The 19,254-nt window shown below is 67.0% G+C and carries 14 protein-coding genes; 7 read left to right on the forward strand and 7 right to left on the reverse strand.

The genetic code is table 11. The annotated features are described in order from the left end of the window. Positions 1 to 85: 85 nt before the first annotated feature. The gene (locus QFZ42_RS28120; RefSeq protein ID WP_307704109.1) at positions 86 to 859 is read left to right on the forward strand and encodes an esterase/lipase family protein; all 774 of its coding nucleotides are present in this window, start codon (positions 86 to 88) and stop codon (positions 857 to 859) included. 12 nt (positions 860 to 871) lie between these two features. On the opposite strand, the gene QFZ42_RS28125 is transcribed toward QFZ42_RS28120, so the two are convergent. The 3 genes from QFZ42_RS28125 to QFZ42_RS28135 all read right to left on the reverse strand — a co-directional run bounded on the left by QFZ42_RS28125 (position 872) and on the right by QFZ42_RS28135 (position 6,294). Continuing rightward, positions 872 to 4,090: a bifunctional cytochrome P450/NADPH--P450 reductase gene (locus tag QFZ42_RS28125; RefSeq protein ID WP_307704110.1), complete on the reverse strand. Its 3,219-nt coding sequence runs from the start codon at positions 4,088 to 4,090 to the stop codon at positions 872 to 874. Positions 4,091 to 4,327: 237 nt separating this feature from the next. Then, on the reverse strand, positions 4,328 to 5,587 hold the full coding sequence (locus QFZ42_RS28130) for a branched-chain amino acid ABC transporter substrate-binding protein (protein WP_307704328.1): 1,260 nt from the start codon (positions 5,585 to 5,587) through the stop codon (positions 4,328 to 4,330). Positions 5,588 to 5,613: 26 nt separating this feature from the next. Next, positions 5,614 to 6,294 carry a TetR/AcrR family transcriptional regulator gene (locus tag QFZ42_RS28135; RefSeq protein ID WP_307704111.1) on the reverse strand — a complete coding sequence of 227 codons (681 nt, stop codon included), beginning with the start codon at positions 6,292 to 6,294 and terminating at the stop codon, positions 5,614 to 5,616. Positions 6,295 to 6,380: 86 nt separating this feature from the next. On the opposite strand from QFZ42_RS28135, the gene QFZ42_RS28140 reads away from it, so the two are divergent. From QFZ42_RS28140 to QFZ42_RS28155, 4 genes are all read left to right on the forward strand, one after another. Next, positions 6,381 to 7,994, forward strand: a complete 1,614-nt coding sequence (locus tag QFZ42_RS28140) for an AMP-binding protein (protein ID WP_307704112.1) — start codon at positions 6,381 to 6,383, stop codon at positions 7,992 to 7,994. Positions 7,995 to 8,004: 10 nt separating this feature from the next. After that, positions 8,005 to 11,316, forward strand: a complete 3,312-nt coding sequence (locus QFZ42_RS28145; protein WP_307704113.1) for a carboxyl transferase domain-containing protein — start codon at positions 8,005 to 8,007, stop codon at positions 11,314 to 11,316. Between the two features lie 65 nt (positions 11,317 to 11,381). Beyond that, positions 11,382 to 12,710 carry a GDSL-type esterase/lipase family protein gene (locus tag QFZ42_RS28150; RefSeq protein WP_307704114.1) on the forward strand — a complete coding sequence of 443 codons (1,329 nt, stop codon included), beginning with the start codon at positions 11,382 to 11,384 and terminating at the stop codon, positions 12,708 to 12,710. Between the two features lie 120 nt (positions 12,711 to 12,830). Further along, on the forward strand, positions 12,831 to 13,208 hold the full coding sequence (locus tag QFZ42_RS28155) for a YXWGXW repeat-containing protein (RefSeq protein ID WP_307704115.1): 378 nt from the start codon (positions 12,831 to 12,833) through the stop codon (positions 13,206 to 13,208). A 35-nt stretch (positions 13,209 to 13,243) separates the two neighbouring features. On the opposite strand, the gene purU is transcribed toward QFZ42_RS28155, so the two are convergent. Further along, positions 13,244 to 14,101, reverse strand: a complete 858-nt coding sequence (gene purU / locus QFZ42_RS28160) for a formyltetrahydrofolate deformylase (protein WP_307704116.1) — start codon at positions 14,099 to 14,101, stop codon at positions 13,244 to 13,246. A 67-nt stretch (positions 14,102 to 14,168) separates the two neighbouring features. Here purU and QFZ42_RS28165 point away from each other — a divergent pair, with 67 nt between their 5' ends. Continuing rightward, on the forward strand, positions 14,169 to 15,503 hold the full coding sequence (locus QFZ42_RS28165) for an aminotransferase class III-fold pyridoxal phosphate-dependent enzyme (RefSeq protein ID WP_307704117.1): 1,335 nt from the start codon (positions 14,169 to 14,171) through the stop codon (positions 15,501 to 15,503). Between the two features lie 17 nt (positions 15,504 to 15,520). Here the strand turns inward: QFZ42_RS28165 and QFZ42_RS28170 are convergent, their stop codons facing one another. After that, positions 15,521 to 16,357 (reverse strand): ChaN family lipoprotein, encoded by an 837-nt coding sequence (locus QFZ42_RS28170; RefSeq protein ID WP_307704118.1) that lies wholly within the window; start codon positions 16,355 to 16,357, stop codon positions 15,521 to 15,523. Positions 16,358 to 16,418: 61 nt separating this feature from the next. Between QFZ42_RS28170 and QFZ42_RS28175 the strand changes: the two genes are divergently transcribed. Then, positions 16,419 to 17,480 carry an AbrB family transcriptional regulator gene (locus QFZ42_RS28175; RefSeq protein WP_307704119.1) on the forward strand — a complete coding sequence of 354 codons (1,062 nt, stop codon included), beginning with the start codon at positions 16,419 to 16,421 and terminating at the stop codon, positions 17,478 to 17,480. A gap of 72 nt (positions 17,481 to 17,552) precedes the next feature. On the opposite strand, the gene QFZ42_RS28180 is transcribed toward QFZ42_RS28175, so the two are convergent. Further along, on the reverse strand, positions 17,553 to 17,864 hold the full coding sequence (locus QFZ42_RS28180) for a BTH_I0359 family protein (protein ID WP_373423374.1): 312 nt from the start codon (positions 17,862 to 17,864) through the stop codon (positions 17,553 to 17,555). Positions 17,865 to 17,961: 97 nt separating this feature from the next. Further along, the gene (locus QFZ42_RS28185; RefSeq protein WP_307704120.1) at positions 17,962 to 19,167 is read right to left on the reverse strand and encodes a DUF3108 domain-containing protein; all 1,206 of its coding nucleotides are present in this window, start codon (positions 19,165 to 19,167) and stop codon (positions 17,962 to 17,964) included. Positions 19,168 to 19,254 lie beyond the last annotated feature (87 nt).

A 19,254-nucleotide genomic window follows, 5' to 3' on the forward strand; every position in this document is an offset into this window, starting at 1 on the left:
TGTTGTCCGACGGGGCGGTGAAACTTTGGTTCGCCATGCTCGTCCCACACAACAGCGAAACAGAAGAAATAGGAACGCCGCTCTCATGACCACTGCCACCCGAGACCACATTGCGCCACCATCGGGCCTGCTGATGCTGGCCGAAGCGCGCGCACTCTGGGAAACCGGTGCGGGCGTTGCGATGTGGCCGCTGCTGCAGCTCACGCCGCGCGGCGACGGGCATCCGGTGATCGTGTTGCCGGGCCTCGTGGCGGGCGACGGATCGACGCTGCTGCTGCGCCGCTACCTGCGCAGCCGCGGCTATGACGCGCATGGCTGGGGCCTGGGCCGCAACTTCGGTCCGCGCAAAGGCGTCGAAGACGGCATGCTCGCGCTGCTGAAGTCGCTGCACGAGAAAAGCGGCCAGAAGGTCAGCGTGATCGGCTGGAGCCTTGGCGGCATCTATGCGCGCCTCCTGGCGTCCGCGCAGCCGGACCTGGTGCGCAACGTGATCACGCTCGGCAGCCCGTTCTCCGGCAGCCCCCGCGCCACCAACGCGTGGCGCGTGTACGAAGGCGTGAGCGGCCAGAGCTCGCACGATCCGCGCCGCATGAAGGTCGTGCAGCCCACGCCGCCCGTTCCAACGACATCGATCTTCAGCCGTACCGATGGCGTCGTCGCGTGGCGCTGCAGCCTCGAAAAACCCGGGCCGAAGGCGGAGAACATCGAGGTAGTGGCAAGCCACCTGGGGCTTGGCGGCCATCCCGCCGTGCTCTACGCGGTGGCCGACCGCCTGGCACAGCCCGAAGGCAAGTGGAAGCCCTTCAACCGCGGCCTGCTCGGGCCGCTGGTCTATCCCGATCCTGACCGCGAAGCCTGACGCCCCCGGAGCCTAGGCTCCGGCCCACACGTCGAGCACGTAGCGCTGGTCGGCAATCATCCTGTCCATCCAGGCCGTGCTGTCGTGCCCATGCTCGCGGGCCAGATCGGCGAGCGTGCGCCGCACATCGGGCTCCATGCGCGAGCCGTCGCCGCACACGTAGATCACGGCGCCCGCTTCCAGCAGCTTCCACACGGCCGCGCCTTGCTCGCGGATCAGATCCTGCACGTAGACCTTGCGCTCGCCCGAGCGCGAGAAGGCCGCGTGCAGCTTCATCAGGCCGCGGTGCGACCACGCCTTGAGCTCCTCGGCATAGATGAAATCCTGCTCCGGGTGCCGGCAGCCGAAGAACAGCATGGCCTGGCCCAGTGCTTCGCCCCGCTCGGCCTGTGCTGCGCGCTCCTGCAGGAAGCCGCGAAACGGCGCGAGACCGGTGCCGGGGCCGATCATGATGAGCGGGCGCTGCGCGTCCTCGGGAAGGCGAAAGCCTTCGGCCGTGGTTTCGCGAATGACGCCGTGCACCGTGTCGCCGGCTTCCGCGCGCGCCAGGTGGTTGGAGCACACGCCCTCGAAGGTGCCGTTGCCCGAGAGCGCCGGTGCGCTCACCACGCCCACCGTGACGCTGCAGCGGCCCGGCGTCATCGAGGGTGACGACGAGATCGAGTAGTAGCGCGGCGAGAGCGGCGACAGCATTTCGAGGAACACCGCGAACGAGACCTGGCAAGCGCGATGTTCTTCGAGCAGGTCGAGCAGCGACTTGCGCTTGTGCAGCACCTCGGCCTTGTAGACCGCTTGCGAAGCGTCGTCGCTGCCCGAGAGCGCCGTGAGCTTGGGTTTGGTGAACGGGCATTCGGTGTGCGCCGCGAGCGTGGCAATCTGCTTGCGCGTGGCCACGTCCTGCAGTTCGACGTAGTCGCCGAGCAGGCGGTCCACTGCGATCACCTGGTCGACCGGCAATGCGGCCTTGCGGCCTGGCACGGCTTGCAGCCGCACGTGGGCCGAACGGTCGAAGCCGAAGCGCGCCATCGCACGCTCGACCTGTGCCGGGCTGTTGCGCGGCACCACGCTCAGGTGGTCGCCGGGCACGTAGTTCACGCCCTCGGGCAGCATCAGCTCGACATGGCGCGTCGAGCGGCTGCTCTCGGCATCGCTGCCGGGGCTTTGCAGTTCGCGGTTCTCAATCACGCGCAGCGCCACGGCGCCGAGCGCATCGACCAGCGCGTTCTTCTGCGGCGGCGGCAGTTCCTCCAGCGTATAGAGCGGCTCGGCTTCCGTGGGCATGTCGGCGCCGGCCTGGATGCCGAAGGTCTTGACCAGTTCGGGCCAGAGCGCATCGCTCCAGTCCTGGAACGCGCCGTCCATGTCCTCGCGCGCATCGCCTTCGCCGCGCGGATGCACGCGCGCGGCGCCGAGCGCCTCGAGCCGCTCGTCGATGCGCCGCGGCACCGCCTGGTAGGTGGCGGCCCAATCGGTGTTGCCGCAGCCGAAGACGCTGAAGCGCACGCCGTTGAGCGAGTCGTCCGCCTTGTCGAGCCAGCGATGGAACTCGGCGGCGTTGTCGGGCGCCACGCCGTTGTATGAGGCGCAGACGATGGCCACCGCGCCGTTGGCGGGCAGCCGCTCGGCATAGTCGTCGAGCGAGGCGAGCTGGGTCGAGAAGCCGCGCAGCTCGCCCGCTTCGGCCAGCTGGCGCGCGAGGTCTTCGGCCGTGCCGAGGTTGGAGCCCTGCAGCACCAGCAGCGAGGTGCCGTGGCGCGCCGCCTGCGGCTTGCGCGCGGCGGGCTTCGCCGATGTCGCCGGCGTGGCGCTTGCTTCCCCGTTGCCTCGCGGGCGCGAAGCCGGGTCGCGCAGCAGTGCCTTGATCTTGAAGTTCTCGGGCTTGATCGTGAGCGCTTCCTTGATCTTGAGCTTGTAGCCGGTGTGATCGACCAGGTGGAAGCGCTGCAGGATCATGCCCAGCGTGAGCACCGCTTCCTGCAATGCGAACTGGCGCCCGATGCAGGCGCGCTGCCCGTTGCCGAAGGGCTTGAAGGCATTGACCGGACGCTCGCGCTCGGCCTCGCGGCTGAAGTTCTCGGGATCGAACCGGTCGGCGTTCTCGCCCCAGATGCCCTTGTCGCGATGCAGCGCCAGCGCATGCATGATGACCATGTTGTTCTTCTTGATCGTGTACTGGCCGCCGATCGTCGTATCTTCCTTCGCGCGCATCGAGATGGCAGGCGCGGTCGGGAACATGCGCAGCGACTCCTTGAGCACCTGCGTCACGTACTGCAGCCGGTTGACCTGCGCGTAGGTCGGTTTCTGCGAGGTGTCGGGCCCGAACACGCTGTCGACCTCGGCCTGCGCCTTGGCCATCGCTTCAGGGCTGTTCAGCAGGAAGTAGATTGCGAACGACAGCAGCCCGCTCGTGGTCTCGTGCCCGGCGATGAGGAATTCGATGCACTCGTCGCGGATCATCTTGTCGGTGAGCTTCTCGCCGCTCTTCTTGTCGACGCCCGCGATCATGTAGCTCAGCAGGTCGGGCTTGGTGGCAATGTCGGCCCCGCTCGCGCGGCGCTCCTCGATGATGTCTTCCACCATCTTGTGCATGAAGCGGATGTCTTTTCGCTGCTGCGCGAGCTCCTTCTTGAGCATGAACTCTTCCAGCGGCAGCCCGCGGCGGTTCTGCACCGTTTCGAGCGTTCGCACCATCGCGTCGACGAACGGATGAAAGCCCTCGCGATAGAACGAGTTGAAGCGGTAGCCGAAGCCGCACAGGCCAATGGTGTCGAGCGTGAGCGCCGTCATGTCGCGCACCACGTCCACCTCTTCGTCGAAGTTCAGCCGCTCCCACTTGGTGACCAGTTGGCCCGCGATGTCCAGCATCATCGGGTGGTAGGCCTGCATGGCGCGCTGGCTGAAGTTGGCCAACAGGATGTTGTGCGGCTTCGACCAGGTTTCCTCGTGCGTGTCGGAGGTGAAGAGCCCATGCGACGCGGCGCGCAACCTGCGCAGCGCGCCGCGCGTGCTCTTGTCGAAGCGCGCCTCTTCGCACAGCTCGTCGACCAGCGCGGGCGAGGACACCACGATCACCGGCATGCCCGGCATGTCGAGCCAATAGATGCCGCCGAGGTCCTGTGCGATCTTCCACATGTCGAGCACGGGAGAGTCGGACCCGATCGACAGCAGGTTGCCGACGAAGGGTTTCTTTGCGGGATGCGGGATTGGATGGAGCGAGTTTTTGCCTGCCATGGGGTGCTGCGCCTTTTGGAATGGACCCGCTTCGGAGATCCGGGGTGTGACTTTCCGAGTATCCCGAGGGACCGGTGGTCGGCAGGACGGGGTTTCCCTTAGGCTGGTTCAGCTCTCGCTCGGGGCGCTGCCGTCCGGGGCGCGCTCCCGCCGACGGGGGACATTCGCGGGGGGAGTACCCGGTGGCCTTTGCACGCGCCCTGAAAAACTCCACTCCTCAGCAGGAAGCAGAAGCCGTCAGGGACGGACCATCTTGCATTCAGACCCCTGTGCCAGCTCGTTGCCGGTATAGACCGCATCCGTACGGAAGCCGTAGTTCGTACCTTCCCAGCCCACCTTCACGCTCTTGCCATCCACCGGCGCAATGGTGTTCACCACCTGCGGCAGCAGCAATTGGTGGTCCTCGGCGCGCATGCGGATGGGGCCGACCACGGAATCGAAGCTCATGTCTTCGAGCGCGTGGGCCACCTTCACAGTGTCGGTCGTACCGGCCTTGTTGATGGCGGCGGCCAAGAGGCGCGGCGTGAAGTCGATTCGCGGCGACAGGAAGTCCTTGCCCGTCTTCGCCTTGTAGGCCTTCGCAAGGGCATCCACACGCGGCGTGTCGGCCTGGCCCGGATGCCATTCGGCCACCCAGGTCAACTGCCCCAGCTTGGCCTGCGACACGGCCAGCACCGTTCCCGGCACCGAGCCCGCGCTGTGGTTGAAGTAGCGCAGGTTGTAGCCGGCGTCGCCCGCGGCCTTCAGCAGCAAGGTCATGTCCTGGCCCCAGTTGCCCGTGATGACTGAGTCGGCGCCGCTTTGCTTGATGTTCGCGATGTAGGGCGAAAAATCCTTCACGCGCCCGATGGGGTGCAGCGTTTCGCCGACGAACTGCACATCGGGCCGCGCCAGTCCCACGAGCTGGCGGCCGTAGCTCGCCCATTGCTTGCCGTGGGCATAGTCCTGGTTCAACAGATAGACCTTCTTCACGTCGGGCGTCTTCTTGATGTAGTTGGCCAGCGCCTTCATCTTCATCGCGGTGTTGGCCTCGGTCTGGAAGTGCCAGAAGCTGCAGTTCTTGCCGGTCATCTCGGGGTCGATCGACGAATGATTCAGCACGATCAGTTCCTTGCCCGGGTTGCGCTGGTTCCACCGCGCCACCGATTGCACGAGCGCCGTCACCACCGACGAGCCTGACCCGCCCGTGACGATGGCCCTGGCACCCTGGTCGATGGCCGCCTGCAGCGCGCTCTGGCTCTCCTGCGCCGAGAGCTTGCTGTCGAACTGCAGCAATTGCAGCCTGGTGCCGCCGAGCACGCCGCCCTTGGCGTTGATCTCTTCGATGGCGTACTGGGTGTGCGTCAGCATCAGCTCGCCCACATTCGCGAACGGGCCCGAGAGCGGGTCGATGTAGGCGATCTTGTAGGTGGGCTGCTGCTGCGCCTGGGCGCCGCCCGCAAGGGCCAGCAGACAGGCGAGGGCGGCCGGCGCCAGGCGCGCGTGCTCGAACTTCATCATGGTTTTGCCTCTCGGGTTCGTGGTCAGTCTTTGGCGCGAAGGCCGATCACCCGGCTCGCGAGCTTCGTGAGCTCGGCCACCACCTCGTCGGCCGAGAGGCGGCCATCGGGCCGGTACCAGCTGTAGAGAAAACCCGGCAGGCTGCACGCGGCCAGCGCGGTGATCTTGGTCTCGGTGAAATCCAGGTCGCCATCACGGCGCGCTTCTTCGAGCAACGGGCAGAGCAGGCCGTAGAAGTGATGCGCAAGTTTTTTCTGCGCGGCGACGTATTCAGGGCGGTACACCTGCGGCTCGCGGTACGCAAAGAAGGCGCAGGGGTGGTGCGCGATGGTGGCGCGTATCAGCCGCTCGATGCCTTCGAGCACCTTCTCGCTCGCGCGCCGCGGATCGTCCGCCGCGAAATCGAGCGCGGTGAAGCAGTCGACCGTGGGGCGCCAGGAGAGCGTTTCGAAGATCTCCTGCTTGTCGCGAAAGTAGTAGTAAACGAAGGGTTTGGTCACGCCCAGTGCACGAACGATCTGCGCCATGGTCGTGTTGGCGTAGCCCTGCGCCGCAAAGAGCTGAGCGGCCGCCTGCAGGATGCGCTCGCGCTGCAGGTCGGTGCCCTGCGTGGCCGCGCGCTGGCGGCCCGTGCCCTGGGACCGGTTCGCCTGCGCCGTGCTCTTGCGAGAGGGTTTTTGCCGTGTCGCCGAAGTTATACCCATGGGTAGGATTGTTGGTGCACCATGCGCTCGTTGGCAAGCGACTGCCCCGCGCGGGCGGCTATCGATAACCCTGAGGAACTGACACCATGGAGACATTGCCCGACCGCCCCCAGAAGCCTCTGCACGAGTATCTGCGCGCACATGCGCGAGAGCGCGCCAACGCCGCCGCCTGCATCTGGTACGGCCATGCCATGACCTGGGCGCAGCTCGATAGTGCGAGCGACGCCTTCGCGGCCCGGCTGCAGGCCATCGGGGTGAAAAAGGGCGAGCCCGTGGTGCTGTTCCTCAACAACTGCCCGCAATACCTGGTCGCGCATTTCGGCATCCAGAAGATCGGTGCCATCGTCTGCCCGTGCAGTCCGCTCAACAAGGAGCACGAGCTGGCCTACCAGGTGAACGACCTCGGGGCACGCGCGATCGTCGCAGCCGCGCCGCTGCTGCCGGTGGTTCGCAAGGTGCAGCCGGAGAGCGCACTCTCGCATGTGTTCGTGGTGCACTACGCCGACCTGCTGCCTGAGCAGCCCACGCTCGATCTGCCAGCCGAACTGCTGGCCGAGCGCGATGCTGCGCGCGGCATGCCCGCGGACTGCGAAGATTTTCTCGCCGTGATGCAAAGCGGCGCCGTGCCGCAGCCCGTGGCCATCGGTCTCGACGACGTGGCGCTCATGACCTATACCTCGGGCACCACGGGGCTCCCGAAGGGCGCCATGCTGAGTTATGGCAACGCGCTCTTCAAGACGCGTGCGGCGTCCGACTGCAACAGCGTGGAAAGCAGCGACGTGCTGCTGTCGATTCCACCGCTCTATCACATCGCAGGCATGCTGATGGGCGTGAATGTGCCCGTGCTCAGCGGCGCGGCGTCGGTGCTGCTGCACCGTTTCGATCCGCGCGCCGTGCTGCAGGCCATTGCACAGTACAAGGTGAACTGGTGGTACAGCATCGCGCCGATGAACGTGGCGTGCATGCAGGTGCCCGACATCGCGAGCTTCGATCTGTCGAGCCTGCGGCGCAATCCGGTCACGAGCTTCGGCATCACCTTCACCGAATCGCTGGCCGCGCAGTGGCGCTCGCATGCGCCCAACTGCACCTCGTTCGAAGCCGCGTACGGGCTCAGCGAAACCCACACGTGCGACACCTACACGCCGCACCATTCGCCGCGCTGGGGAACGCAGGGCATCGCGGTGCCGGGCGTGAGCATCCGCATCGTCGACACCGAGACGCAGGCCGACGTGCCGACCGGCGAGGTGGGCGAGATCGTGCTGACCAGCCCCGGCTGCTTCAAAGGCTACTGGAACAAGCCCGAGGCCACGGCCGCCACGCTGCGCGATGGATGGGTGCACACCGGCGACATTGGAAAACTCGACGCGGACGGCTATCTCACCTTCATCGGCCGCATCAAGGAGATGATCAAGGTTTCGGGCTACAGCGTGTTTCCGGAACAGGTCGAGACCATCCTCATCAAGCACCCCGCCGTGGCGCAGGCGGCCGTCATCGCGCAGCCCGATCCCGAGAAGGGCGAAGTCGTCAAGGCCTTCATCGTGCGCAAGCCCGGCGCCACGCTCGACGCCGAGACGCTCATCGCCTGGTCGCGCGACAACATGGCGAGCTACAAGGCGCCGCGCGCCGTGAGCTTCATCGACGCGTTGCCGACCACGGGCGCCGGCAAGGTGCTGCGCCGGCTGCTGAAAGACAAGACCTGAAAGGCATCTCTTGTTCTCCAAGATCCTGATTGCCAACCGCGGCGAGATCGCCGTGCGGCTGGTGCGCGCGCTGCGCGACCTGGGCATTGCGAGCGTGGCGGTGCACGCGCGCGATGATGCGTCCGCGCTGCATGTGCAGCTGGCCGATGCCGCGGTCGCGCTCGATGCCACCGGTCCGTCGGCGTATCTCGACATCGCAGCCTTGGTCGGCATCGCGCGCGCGCAGGGCTGCGATGCCGTGCATCCCGGCTACGGTTTCCTGAGCGAGCGTGCCGATTTTGCGGAGGCTTGCGCAAGAGCCGGCCTGATCTTCATCGGCCCGACGGCCGATCAGCTGGCGCTGTTCGGCGACAAGGCGCGTGCCCGCGCGCTCGCCGCGCAATGCGGCGTGCCCGTGATGCTCGGCAGCGCCGGCGCGGTGACGCTCGCACAGGCGCAGGCCTTCTTTGCCGAGCAGCACGCGCAGGGTGCCGCGGGCGTGATGATCAAGGCCATCGGCGGTGGCGGCGGGCGCGGCATGCGCGCCGTGCTCCATGCCGAAGAGTTGCCCGAAGCGCATGCGCGCTGCATGTCCGAAGCCAAGGCCGCTTTCGGTGTCGAAGGCGTGTACGTCGAGCGCCTGATGCGCAACGCCCGGCACATCGAAGTGCAGGTGCTGGGCGATGGGCAGGCCGTGGCGAGTCTCGGGGAGCGCGAGTGCACCTTGCAGCGGCGCTTCCAGAAGCTGGTGGAGATCGCGCCCAGCCCGTCGTTGTCCGATTCGCTGCGTGCCCAGGTCACGCATGCGGCGCTGCGCATGGCCAAGACCGTGGGTTATCGCAGCCTCGGCACCTTTGAATTTCTCGTCGATGCCGAATCGGCCACGCTGCCCTTCGTTTTCATCGAAGCCAACCCCAGGCTGCAGGTGGAGCACACGGTGACCGAAGCGGTGACCGGGCTCGATCTCGTGCAACTGCAGATTGCTGTGGCCGCCGGCCAGCCCCTGAATGCGCTGGGCGTGGACGCGGACCGCACGGCGCCGCAGCGCGGCTTCGCGGTGCAATGGCGCATCAATGCGGAGGCGCTCGATGCTCACGGCGGTGCGCGCCCATCCAGCGGCACGCTCGCGCGCTTCGATCTGCCGGCCGGACCGGGCGTGCGCATCGATACGCATGGCTATGCAGGCCTTGCGCCTTCGCCGCACTACGACACGCTGCTTGCCAAGCTGATCGTGCATTCGCCGTCGCCGCATTTCGCCGATGCGTTGCGCCGCTCGCTGCGCGTGCTGGACGAATGCCACATCGATGGCATTGCGACCAATCTCTCGCTGCTGCGCGCCATTGCAGCGCGGCCCGAGTTTGCGAGCCAGGCGGTGCACACGCGCTTCGTGGAAGCGCACCTCGGCGATCTGCTCGCCTCGGCGGTCGCATTCGAGAAGAAGAGCCCGAGAAAAAATGCATCCGCTCCCGAGGCTGGGAACGCGGCGCCGGCAAGTTCTTCGGATGACGAGAATGGCCTCACGGTCAAGGCGCCCATGTCGGCAAAGCTGGTGCAGTTCGAGGTCGCGCTTGGCGATGTGCTGCCCGCAGGTGCGCAGCTCGGCGTGCTCGAAGCCATGAAGATGGAGCACCTGCTGCATGCGCCGGCCGCAGGCCGGGTGGTCGCGTTGCTGGCCGAGCCCGGCGACTACCTGGTCGAGGGCCAGTCGCTGGTGCGGCTGGAGCCCGTCGATGCCCGCGCGGTGGAAGCCGAGGCACATGCCGGGCACGATCTCGACGCCATTCGCTCCGATCTGCAGAAGGTGATCGACCGCCATGCGTACACGCTCGACGCCAACCGCGGCGCGGCCGTGGCGAAGCGGCATGCGCAGGGCGGGCGCACCGCGCGCGAGAACATTGCGGATCTTTGCGAGACCGCATCGGACCCGGCCAACTTCATCGAATACGGCGCGCTCGCCATTGCCGCGCAAACCCGCCGCCGCACGCTCGAGGACCTGATTGCCAACACGCCGGCCGACGGCATGGTCACGGGCTTGGGCAGCATCAACGCAAAACAGTTCGGCCCCGAGGCGTCCCGGTGCGCCGTGCTGGCCTACGACTACACGGTGCTGGCCGGTACGCAGGGCATGCGCAACCACCACAAGACCGACCGTCTGCTGGCGGTGGCACACCAGCTGAAGCTGCCGGTGGTGCTGTTCGCCGAGGGCGGCGGCGGGCGGCCGGGCGATACCGACATGCCGATCGTGGCGGGCCTCAACAACCACACCTTCAGCCAGTTCGCGGCGCTCTCGGGCAAGGTGCCGGTGGTGGGCATCGTGCATGGCCGCTGCTTTGCCGGCAATGCCGCGCTGCTGGGTTGCGCCGACGTGATCATTGCCACCAGGGGAAGCAACATCGGCATGAGCGGCCCCGCGATGATCGAGGGCGGCGGGCTCGGCACCTTCGCGCCGGAGCAGATCGGGCCGAGCAGCGTGCAGTCGCGCAACGGCGTGATCGACATCCTCGTTGAAGACGAGGCCGCGGCGGTGGCCGCAGCGAAGCAATACCTCTCGTACTTTCAGGGGCCCGTCGCCGACTGGCATTGCGCCGATCCGCGCATGCTGCGCCACGTGGTGCCCGAGAACCGGCTGCGTGTGTACGACGTGCGCGCCGCAATGCGCGGCGTGGCCGACACGGGCTCGCTGCTCGAACTGCGCGCCGGCTTCGGCGTGGGCATCGTCACCGCGCTGGCGCGCATCGAAGGCAAGCCCGTCGGGCTGATGGCCAACAACCCGCACCACCTGGGCGGTGCCATCGATGTGGAGGCGGCCGACAAATCGGCGCGCTTCATGCAGCTGTGCAACGCGCACGGGCTGCCGATCGTCTCGCTGTGCGACACGCCCGGCTTCATGGTCGGTCCCGAGATCGAGGCACAGGCCCAGGTGCGGCACGTGTGCCGCATGTTCATGGTGGCCTCGCACCTGCGCGTGCCTTTCTTTGCCGTGGTGCTGCGCAAGGGCTATGGCCTGGGTGCGCAGGCCATGACGGCCGGTGGCTTCGATGCGCCGGTGTTCACGGTGGCGTGGCCCACGGGCGAGTTCGGCGCCATGGGGCTCGAAGGCGCGGTGCGGCTGGGCTACCGCAAGGAGCTTGCGTCGGCGGCTGAAGGTGGCGAGCGCGATGCACTGTTCAAGAAGCTCGTGGCGCAGCAGTACGCCAACGGCGAAGCGATTCACATGGCGCAAACGCTGGAGATCGATGCGGTGATCGATCCCGCCGAAACGCGCACCTGGCTGGTGCGCGGGCTCGCATCCGCGGGCGGACGGGCGGTGCGACCCGCCTCGCCCTACGTAGACACTTGGTAACGATGCACTAGGCCTCGTCACACGAGGGGGCAAGGAGGATTCGTAAACTGAGTCGCTTTGCGCGCATGAAACTGGGTTCCCGTTGGCTTTCGGTTCTTTGTCAGGGTGTTTTGCGGCATGGCGTGGCCGCGGTCGGGCTGTTGCTGCTGGCCGCCGCAGTGGCCGTACAGGCCGTTCAGCCGGATGAGCGGCCGAAGCAGCTGGTAGAGGCGCACTGGGTGACCAGTTGGGCGGTTGCGCCAGTGGATTTTCGCGAGTTGAGTGCGAATCCTCTCGCCAAGGCCGCGGCGCCGAAGCCCGGCGGCGACGTATTCCGCGGGCAGACGCTGCGCCAGCAATTCGAAACCGCGCTGGGAGGCGAGCGCATTCGCATCCGCTTCTCCAACAGATTCGGCAAGGCTCCGCTGCGCATCGCAGCCGCGAGCGTGGGCCTCAGCACCGGCGCAGGCGCGGTGTCGCCGGCGACGATGCGCATGCTGCGCTTCGGCGGCCGCGACAGCGTGGTCGTTGCGCCCGGGGCAGATGCCTGGAGCGATGGTGCCGACGTGAAAGTCGAAGCCGGGCAGGCTGTCGCCGTGAGCGCTTTTTTCGATCGCACCGTGCCTTACGCGACCGTTCACACGCAGATGTCCGACACGAGCTGGGTGGCCGACGGCAATGCCGTGGGCACGCCCAAATTGCAGGGAGGTGCACCGCTGCCGCTCAATCACATCGTGACCGGGCTCGACGTGATGACCACGCAGCCGGTTCGCGTGGTGGTCGCGTTCGGAGACTCCATCACCGCCGGCGGCGGCGAGGCGGGGGAGGGGGCATATCCCGATCTGCTTGCCACGCGTTTGCGCAACAGCCCTTCGGCGGCGCAACCGCTGTCCGTGATCAATACGGGCATTGGCGGCAACCGCCTGCTGACCGACGGCGTCGGCCCGAGCGGTCTGTCCCGTTTTGCGCGCGATGCACTTGGGCAGACGGGCGTGACGCACGTCGTCGTGCTGCTCGGCACCAACGACATCGGCCGCAGCGTACTGATGGGCCTGGCGCGGCTGCCGACGCCGGAGCACGAAGTTCCGACGGCGGAACGCATCACCGAAGGCTTGCAGCAGCTGATCAAGCAAGCGCACGCCAAAGGCGTGAAGGTGCTGATCGGTACCGTGCCGCCGTTCAGGAACACGCCGTACTGGAGCGACGCTTCCGAGGCCATGCGCAGCGAGGTCAACCGCTGGATTCGCAGCCGGCAGGACGTCGACGCCGTGATCGATTTCGACGCGGTGCTTCGCAACCCGGCCGATCCCCTGGCGCTGAACCCGCTGTATGACAACGGCGACCACCTGCACCCGAACAAAGCGGGTCATGCCGCCATGGCCGCGGCCGTGGATCTTCGTGAATTGCAAGAGTAAGCGCTAACAAAAGCACTACTTCTTGCGATACACGTTTACACAAACTCCGGTGTAGGGCTTACAGCGGGTTCACATGGCCCCGGCAGCATGAAGGCTCCAACAACTCATGAGGGCCAACCCATGAAAAAACTAGCAATCACCTTCGCCATCGGCGCCGCTTCGCTGCTCTCGGTGGGAGGCGCCCTCACGGTGCCGACCACCGCCCATGCGCAGCGCTCGGTGACCGTCGAAATCCCGCCGCCGCCCCCGCGCTCCGAACGCGTGCCGCCGCCGCGCCGAGGCTATGTGTGGGCTCCGGGGCATTACGAATGGCGTAGTGGACGCCATGTGTGGGTCCGGGGCATGTATGTGCGCGCCCGTCCGGGCTACGCCTATCGTGCGCCGGAATGGCGCGAACGTGACGGCCGCTGGGAATACCGCCGTGGCGAGTGGGACCGCGATGGCGACGGCGTGCCGAACCGCCGTGATCGCCGTCCGGACAATCCCAACCGCAACTGACCTGAGGTCTTTCTGAAGGTGAAGGGGCTTCCGCGCTATCGGAACACGACCGTGCGGTGCCCGTTCAGCAGCACGCGGTGCTCGCTGTGCCACTTCACCGCGCGCGCCAGCACCTGGCTTTCGGTGTCGCGGCCGCGGGCCGTGAGGTCTTCGACCGTGTCGGTGTGGTCGGCGCGCGCCACGTCCTGCTCGATGATCGGGCCTTCGTCGAGATCGGCCGTCACGTAGTGGGCGGTGGCGCCGATCAGCTTCACGCCGCGGTCGTGCGCCTGGTAGTAGGGCTTGGCGCCCTTGAAGCTCGGCAGGAACGAGTGATGGATGTTGATGGCCCGGCCCGCCAGGCTCTTGCACAGGTCGTTGCTCAGGATCTGCATGTAGCGCGCAAGCACCACGAGCTCCGCGCCCTCGGCCTCGATGATTTCCAACTGCTTTGCTTCGCCCTGCGCCTTGGTGGCGGCCGTCACGGGAATGTGATGGAAGGGCACGTTGTAGCTGGCGGCCAGCTGGTAGAACTCGCGGTGGTTCGAGATGATGGCGCGCACGTCGATCGCGAGCAGCCCGCTCTTCCAGCGGAACAGCAGGTCGTTGAGGCAGTGGCCTTCCTTGCTGACGAGGATCACGGTCTTCATCGGTTCGGCCGCGGCGTGCAGTTGCAGGCTCATGCCGAAGCCGGCGCCGAAGGTGGCGAGTTGTTCGCGCAGCGCCGCCTCGGTGTGGTCGCTGCAGGCGAAGCGCACGCGCATGAAGAATAGGCCCGTGTCGTGGTCGTTGTACTGGGCGGCTTCCTCGATGTTGCCGCCGCGTTCGAGCAGGAAGCCCGAAACGGCGTGCACGATGCCCGTCCGGTCGGGGCAGGAGAGGGTCAGGATGTAAGCGGGCGTAGTGGTCGTCATGAGGGGCACGATTGTCGCAGGGGTGCCAGAATGCCGTTTTTTGGTGCGCGTTAAGCAGGAGCAATCGATGGCTTATCAGGACTTCAACATGGGCAACCAGTGGCTGCCCTTCACCCCCAACCGCCACTTCCAGAAAGACCCGCGCGTCTTCGTGGCCGCCGACGGCATGGAGTTCACCACGCACGACGGCAAGAAGGTGATCGACGGCATCTCGTCGCTGTGGTGCGTGGGCGCGGGCCACAACAGGAAGCCGATCAACGAAGCCATCAAGAAGCAGCTCGACACGCTCGACTACGCCACGGCTTTCCAGGTCAGCAACGACAAGGCGTTCAAGGCGGCCGAGATGATCGCCTCGCTGGCGCCCGGCGACCTCAACAAGGTGCTGTTCTGTAACTCGGGCTCCGAGGCGGCGGACACCTCGATGAAGGTGGCGCTGGCCTACCATCGCGCGCGCGGCGAGGGCCACCGCAACGTGTTCATCGGCCGCGAGAAGGGCTACCACGGCGTCGGTTTCGGCGGCATGTCGGTGGGCGGCATTCCGGGCAACCGCAAGGTGTTCGGCTCGGCCTTTCTGCCGCGCGTGGACCACATGCGCTTCATTCATGACCCGGTGAACCACGCCTACATCCACAACGAGGAGCCGGTGTGGGCCGAAGACCCGCTGGTCGAGCTCGAAACTCGCATCCTGCCGCTGCACGATGCGAGCAACATCGCCGCGATCATCGTGGAGCCGGTGGCCGGTTCGGCCGGCTGGTACCTGCCGCCCAAGGGCTACCTGAAGCGCCTGCGCGAAATCTGCGACAAGCACGGCATCCTCTTGATCTTCGACGAGGTCATCACCGGCTTCGGCCGCATGGGCACCAACTTCGCGTCGGACTACTACGGCGTGGTGCCCGACATGCTGAACTTCGCCAAGTGCGTGACCAACGGCGTCATTCCGCTCGGCGGCGTGATCTGCCGCGACAAGCTCTACGACGCGATGATGAAGACCGACGCGCCCGAGCACGTGGTCGAGTTCTTCCACGGCTACACCTACTCGGGCCACCCGGTGGCCTGCGCCGCGGCCATTGCCACGCTCGACCTCTTCAAGCAGGAAAACCTGTTCGCCCGCGCCGGCGACATGGGCAAGGTGCTGGGCGATGCGTTCCACAGCACCTTCAAGGGCCTGCCGAACGTGGTGAGCATCCGCAGCCTCGGCCTGGCCGCGGCGGTGGAGCTCGCGCCGATCGCGGGCACACCGGGCAAGCGCGCCTACGACATCTTCCTGGATTGTTTCCACAAGGGCGCGCTGGTGCGGCCCGCGGGCGACGTGCTGGTGATCGCACCGCCGTACATCGTCGAAAAGCAGCACATCGACACGCTGGTCAACACGCTGGCCGATTCGATCAAGAAGTTCGCCTGAGCCGCGAAGCGCCGAGGCTACTGCGCGCGCACGCCGGCGCAGTAGTCCTTGGCCGGCAGAGCGGGCGTGCGCCAGACGGCGTCGTAGGCGCCCCGGTTGTCTTCGTCCGCCTCGGCTGATTCACCGCCGGCCTGCAGCCGGACGGCCTTCACCGAAACATCCGTCGGCAGGTGCTGCGGCACGCCCAGCACCTTGGTGGCGTGGCCCGCGCCGCTGATCAGCAGCACCGTCTTGCCCGGCTGCCGGGCCTTGACGATGGCTTGCGCCATGGCGCGGTCGCGCCCGACCTGGATGCGCGTCATCGGCACGATCTGGGCCTCGGGCAGCAGCTTGCAGTGGCCCTCGCGCACGGCGTCCTGCTGTGCGGTGTAGGCCTCGCCGTTGAGCTGCACGTCGAGCGAGACGTCGGCCATGGCGTTCTTCATTCGCGCACGCGGCAGGTTGGCGCCGGCGACCGGCACGCCGGCGCGCACCGCGGCCATCACCGCCGGGCCGTAGCTTTGCCAAGGCCAGGCCTTGTCGTTCCAGCCGAGCGCGGCTTGCACCTGCGCTTCGGTGGCGGTGCGGTCGAGGCGGGCGGTACTGTGGCCTTCCTCGGCCATCTCCAGCAGCAGCGTGGCCAGCTTGCCTTGGCTCGCCAGCGCTTCGACGGTTTCCCGCTCGATGGCGTGGTGCTCGGCCGCGTCGTGCTGTTCGCCGAGGATGAGCGCGTCCGCCGGCAGCAGCGCCGCGGCGCGCCGCGCCACGGGTGCATCCGAACCGGGAGCAAAGGCGGAGCACCCTGCCAGCGCAACAGCGGCGAACAAGGGCAACAGGAATCGCGAGGCCCGCGCGGGCAGGGGGTGGCATTGCATCGCGCCATACTATGCGTTGGCGCCTGCACGCCGTGCCGTCCAAATTCGCTTTCTCCCTGTGGTGTCTTCCCGCTTTCCGGTTCGCGTGCTCGCCACGCTGTGGCTTGCACTCGCCGCGGCGGGAGTCTGCCTCGCCCTTCATACGCCCCTGCCGTGGATGATCGGTCCGCTGCTCGCGGTCTCGCTGGCGTCGATAGCCGGCGCTTCGACCGCCAGCTACACACCGCTGCGCAATGCCGGGCAATGGACCATCGGCACTGCGCTCGGCCTCTATTTCACGCCGCAGGTGGTGGGGCTGGTGGCCGGCGTCTGGTGGGCCATTGCACTCGCCATTGCCTGGGCCTTGCTGCTCGGCTGGGGCTTCGGGCACTGGTTGCACAGGCTGCACGCCAGGCGAATGCCGTATGTGCCGGCAAAGTCCATGAGAGCAACGACTTACTTCGCGGGCGCCATCGGCGGCGCGTCGGAGATGACGCTGCTGTCCGAATCGGCCGGCGCACGCACCGATCTGGTGGCCGCCGCGCACAGCCTGCGTCTGGTGGTGGTCACGATCACCATCCCGTTCGCCATGCAGTGGAGCGGCTTGCACGGGCTTGAAATCAACCCGCCCATGGTGCGTGAGGTGAATGCGGGCGGGCTCCTGCTGCTTGCGCTGGCCACCGGCCTCGGCGGCCTCGCGATGCGTGCGCTGGGCCGCACCAACCCGTGGTTCATGGGCCCGCTGGTGGTGGCCATGGGCTTCACCATCGCAGGCCAGCCGCTGTCGGCCGTGCCGACCTGGATGTCGAACACCGCGCAACTGGTGATTGCCGTGAGCTTGGGCGTGCGCTTCAGCCGCGAGTTCCTGCATACGGCGCCCCGGTGGCTGGGTTCGGTCGCTCTGGGTACCGTCGCCATGCTGGTGCTGTGCGCGGGTGCCGCATGGCTGCTGGCCCGGGCGACGGGGCTGCACCCCGCCACGATGATCCTGGGCACCTCGCCCGGCGGCATCGCCGAAATGTCGATCACCGCCAAGGTTTTGCAGCTGGGCGTGCCGGTGGTCACCGCGTTCCAGGTGTGCCGGCTGGTGACGGTGTTGCTGCTGGTGGGGCCGATGTACCGGTGGATCTACGGTCGGAAATGAGGGGCAAGAAGGGGTGAGCGGGCGCAAAAAAAGCGCCTGAAGAGGCGCTTTCTTGTCCGCGGCGGCAGGGGCTCAGTGCACCAGCACTGGCGTATGAGCCAGTTCGGCATAGCCCTCGAGCGTGTCCTCGACTTCTTCCTGGGTGGGCGTATTGAGCTGCCAGGCGGCAATCTGCTGCTGGAACAGTTCGGCCCACGAGCCGTCGAGGTAAACCTCTTTGCCCGAGCGCTTGTCGACGATTTCGAAGCCGTGGCGCTCCAGAACCGGCACATTGGGTTGCGCCGGTGTGTCGCCTTCGTTCGGCTGCACGTGCACGACGACGAAGGACTCCGAGTCATAGAGCATGTTCATTGCGGGGCCTGTGAGGATGTCGATGGCATTCATGGTGGTTAGATAGCAATCAACGCGCCAGTTTCAAGACGGGTTGTCTTTTTGTAGAGAAAACGCATTAATTTCTACGTATGTTGCCACCACTTTCGCGCTAACTCGAAGGGCCGGCGGGAAGGGATTCACGCAACTGCATGTCGGCAAAATCGCCGTTGGCCTGTGTCTGTTTCATCCGTACCGGCAGGTAGCCGAGCGCCGGTGCGAGCCAGATTTCGATCTTGTCGTCGAATTCGCGCCGCGGGCTGCGCGTGAGCTTGCGCACCGCATAGTCCCCGGCTGGCACGGTCATCTGTTCTTCGCCCTCGATGTTGAAGACCCAGACGCCGGCATCGCGCGGGCCAACCGTCTGGACGGAAATGCGGCTGCCGGCCGGATAACGCCCCGGGTCGCCCGCCAGCATGCCGCCGAGTTGCATCACCACGCTGAGCCGGTCTTGCGCGCCGGGCAGCAGAGGCACGCTGGGCGCGTTGTTGCTGAACATCACTTGGCCTTGGTCGCGCAGGAAGTGCGAAGCCACCTCGCCTTTGCGGGCCTCGGAAAAGCGGTCGGGTTCGATGCCGGTCGGGCCGATCTTGCCGGTGCTGTGCTGGCTGCGAATGGTCTTGAACAGGAATTTGAGCGACAACCGCGCGTCGTAGCTGCTGCCGTCCTGCAGCCAATCCAGGTCGCCGAACACGCCCTGCATCGGCGAGGCGCCCTGCTGGCCCGTGACCGCGAAGGCGAGCTTGACCGAGCCGGGAATTCGCAGCGCCTCCGGGCCGACGACGTTGCCGGCCGTGGCGCTGGCAGCGCCCGCGGCCCCGCCGTCCCCGATGCCGGCGTTGCTTGTGCTGCCCGAGCCACCCAGTGCGGCCCCTGCGGGAGCGCTTGCTGCCGGCGCAGGCGCGTTTGCTCCTGAATCTGTAGCGTTCTGCGCCGTGATTTCGGGCGTTTCAGCCGGAGGTTGTTCTGCAACCAGCGGCGTGGGAACTGGCGTCGGCTCGGGTGCCGCCGCGGGCCTGGGTCTGGACGGCTCGCGCGGCCGCCGAGGTTTTGCGGGCGGCGGCGGTTTGGCTTCGGCGGCGGGTGCTGCTGCGGCCGGCGCGGCCGGCTTTTCCGGAGCCGGCGGCGCGATCACGATCGTCCGGGTGATGAACTTGTTCGCGAGCGGCGAAGGATCGGGGCCGATGGCCGTGGGCGCCAGCCCCAGCAGCAGAACGTGAACCAGCCCCACCGCCAGTGTCAGCCCGGCCAGCGCCCGCCACGACGGGCGCGTCGGGGGCGCAACTGACGGGAACGGCGGGGCGGCGAGCGTCGGCATGAGGTGTGGAGTGAGCGCCGGCGCCGAGGTTCACAAGGACCACCTCGGTACACTGCCGCCCGTTCACCCAGTTTAGTGGGCGCGGCG

This window comes from Variovorax paradoxus, from assembly GCF_030815855.1.
Taxonomy (GTDB): domain Bacteria; phylum Pseudomonadota; class Gammaproteobacteria; order Burkholderiales; family Burkholderiaceae_C; genus Variovorax; species Variovorax paradoxus_M.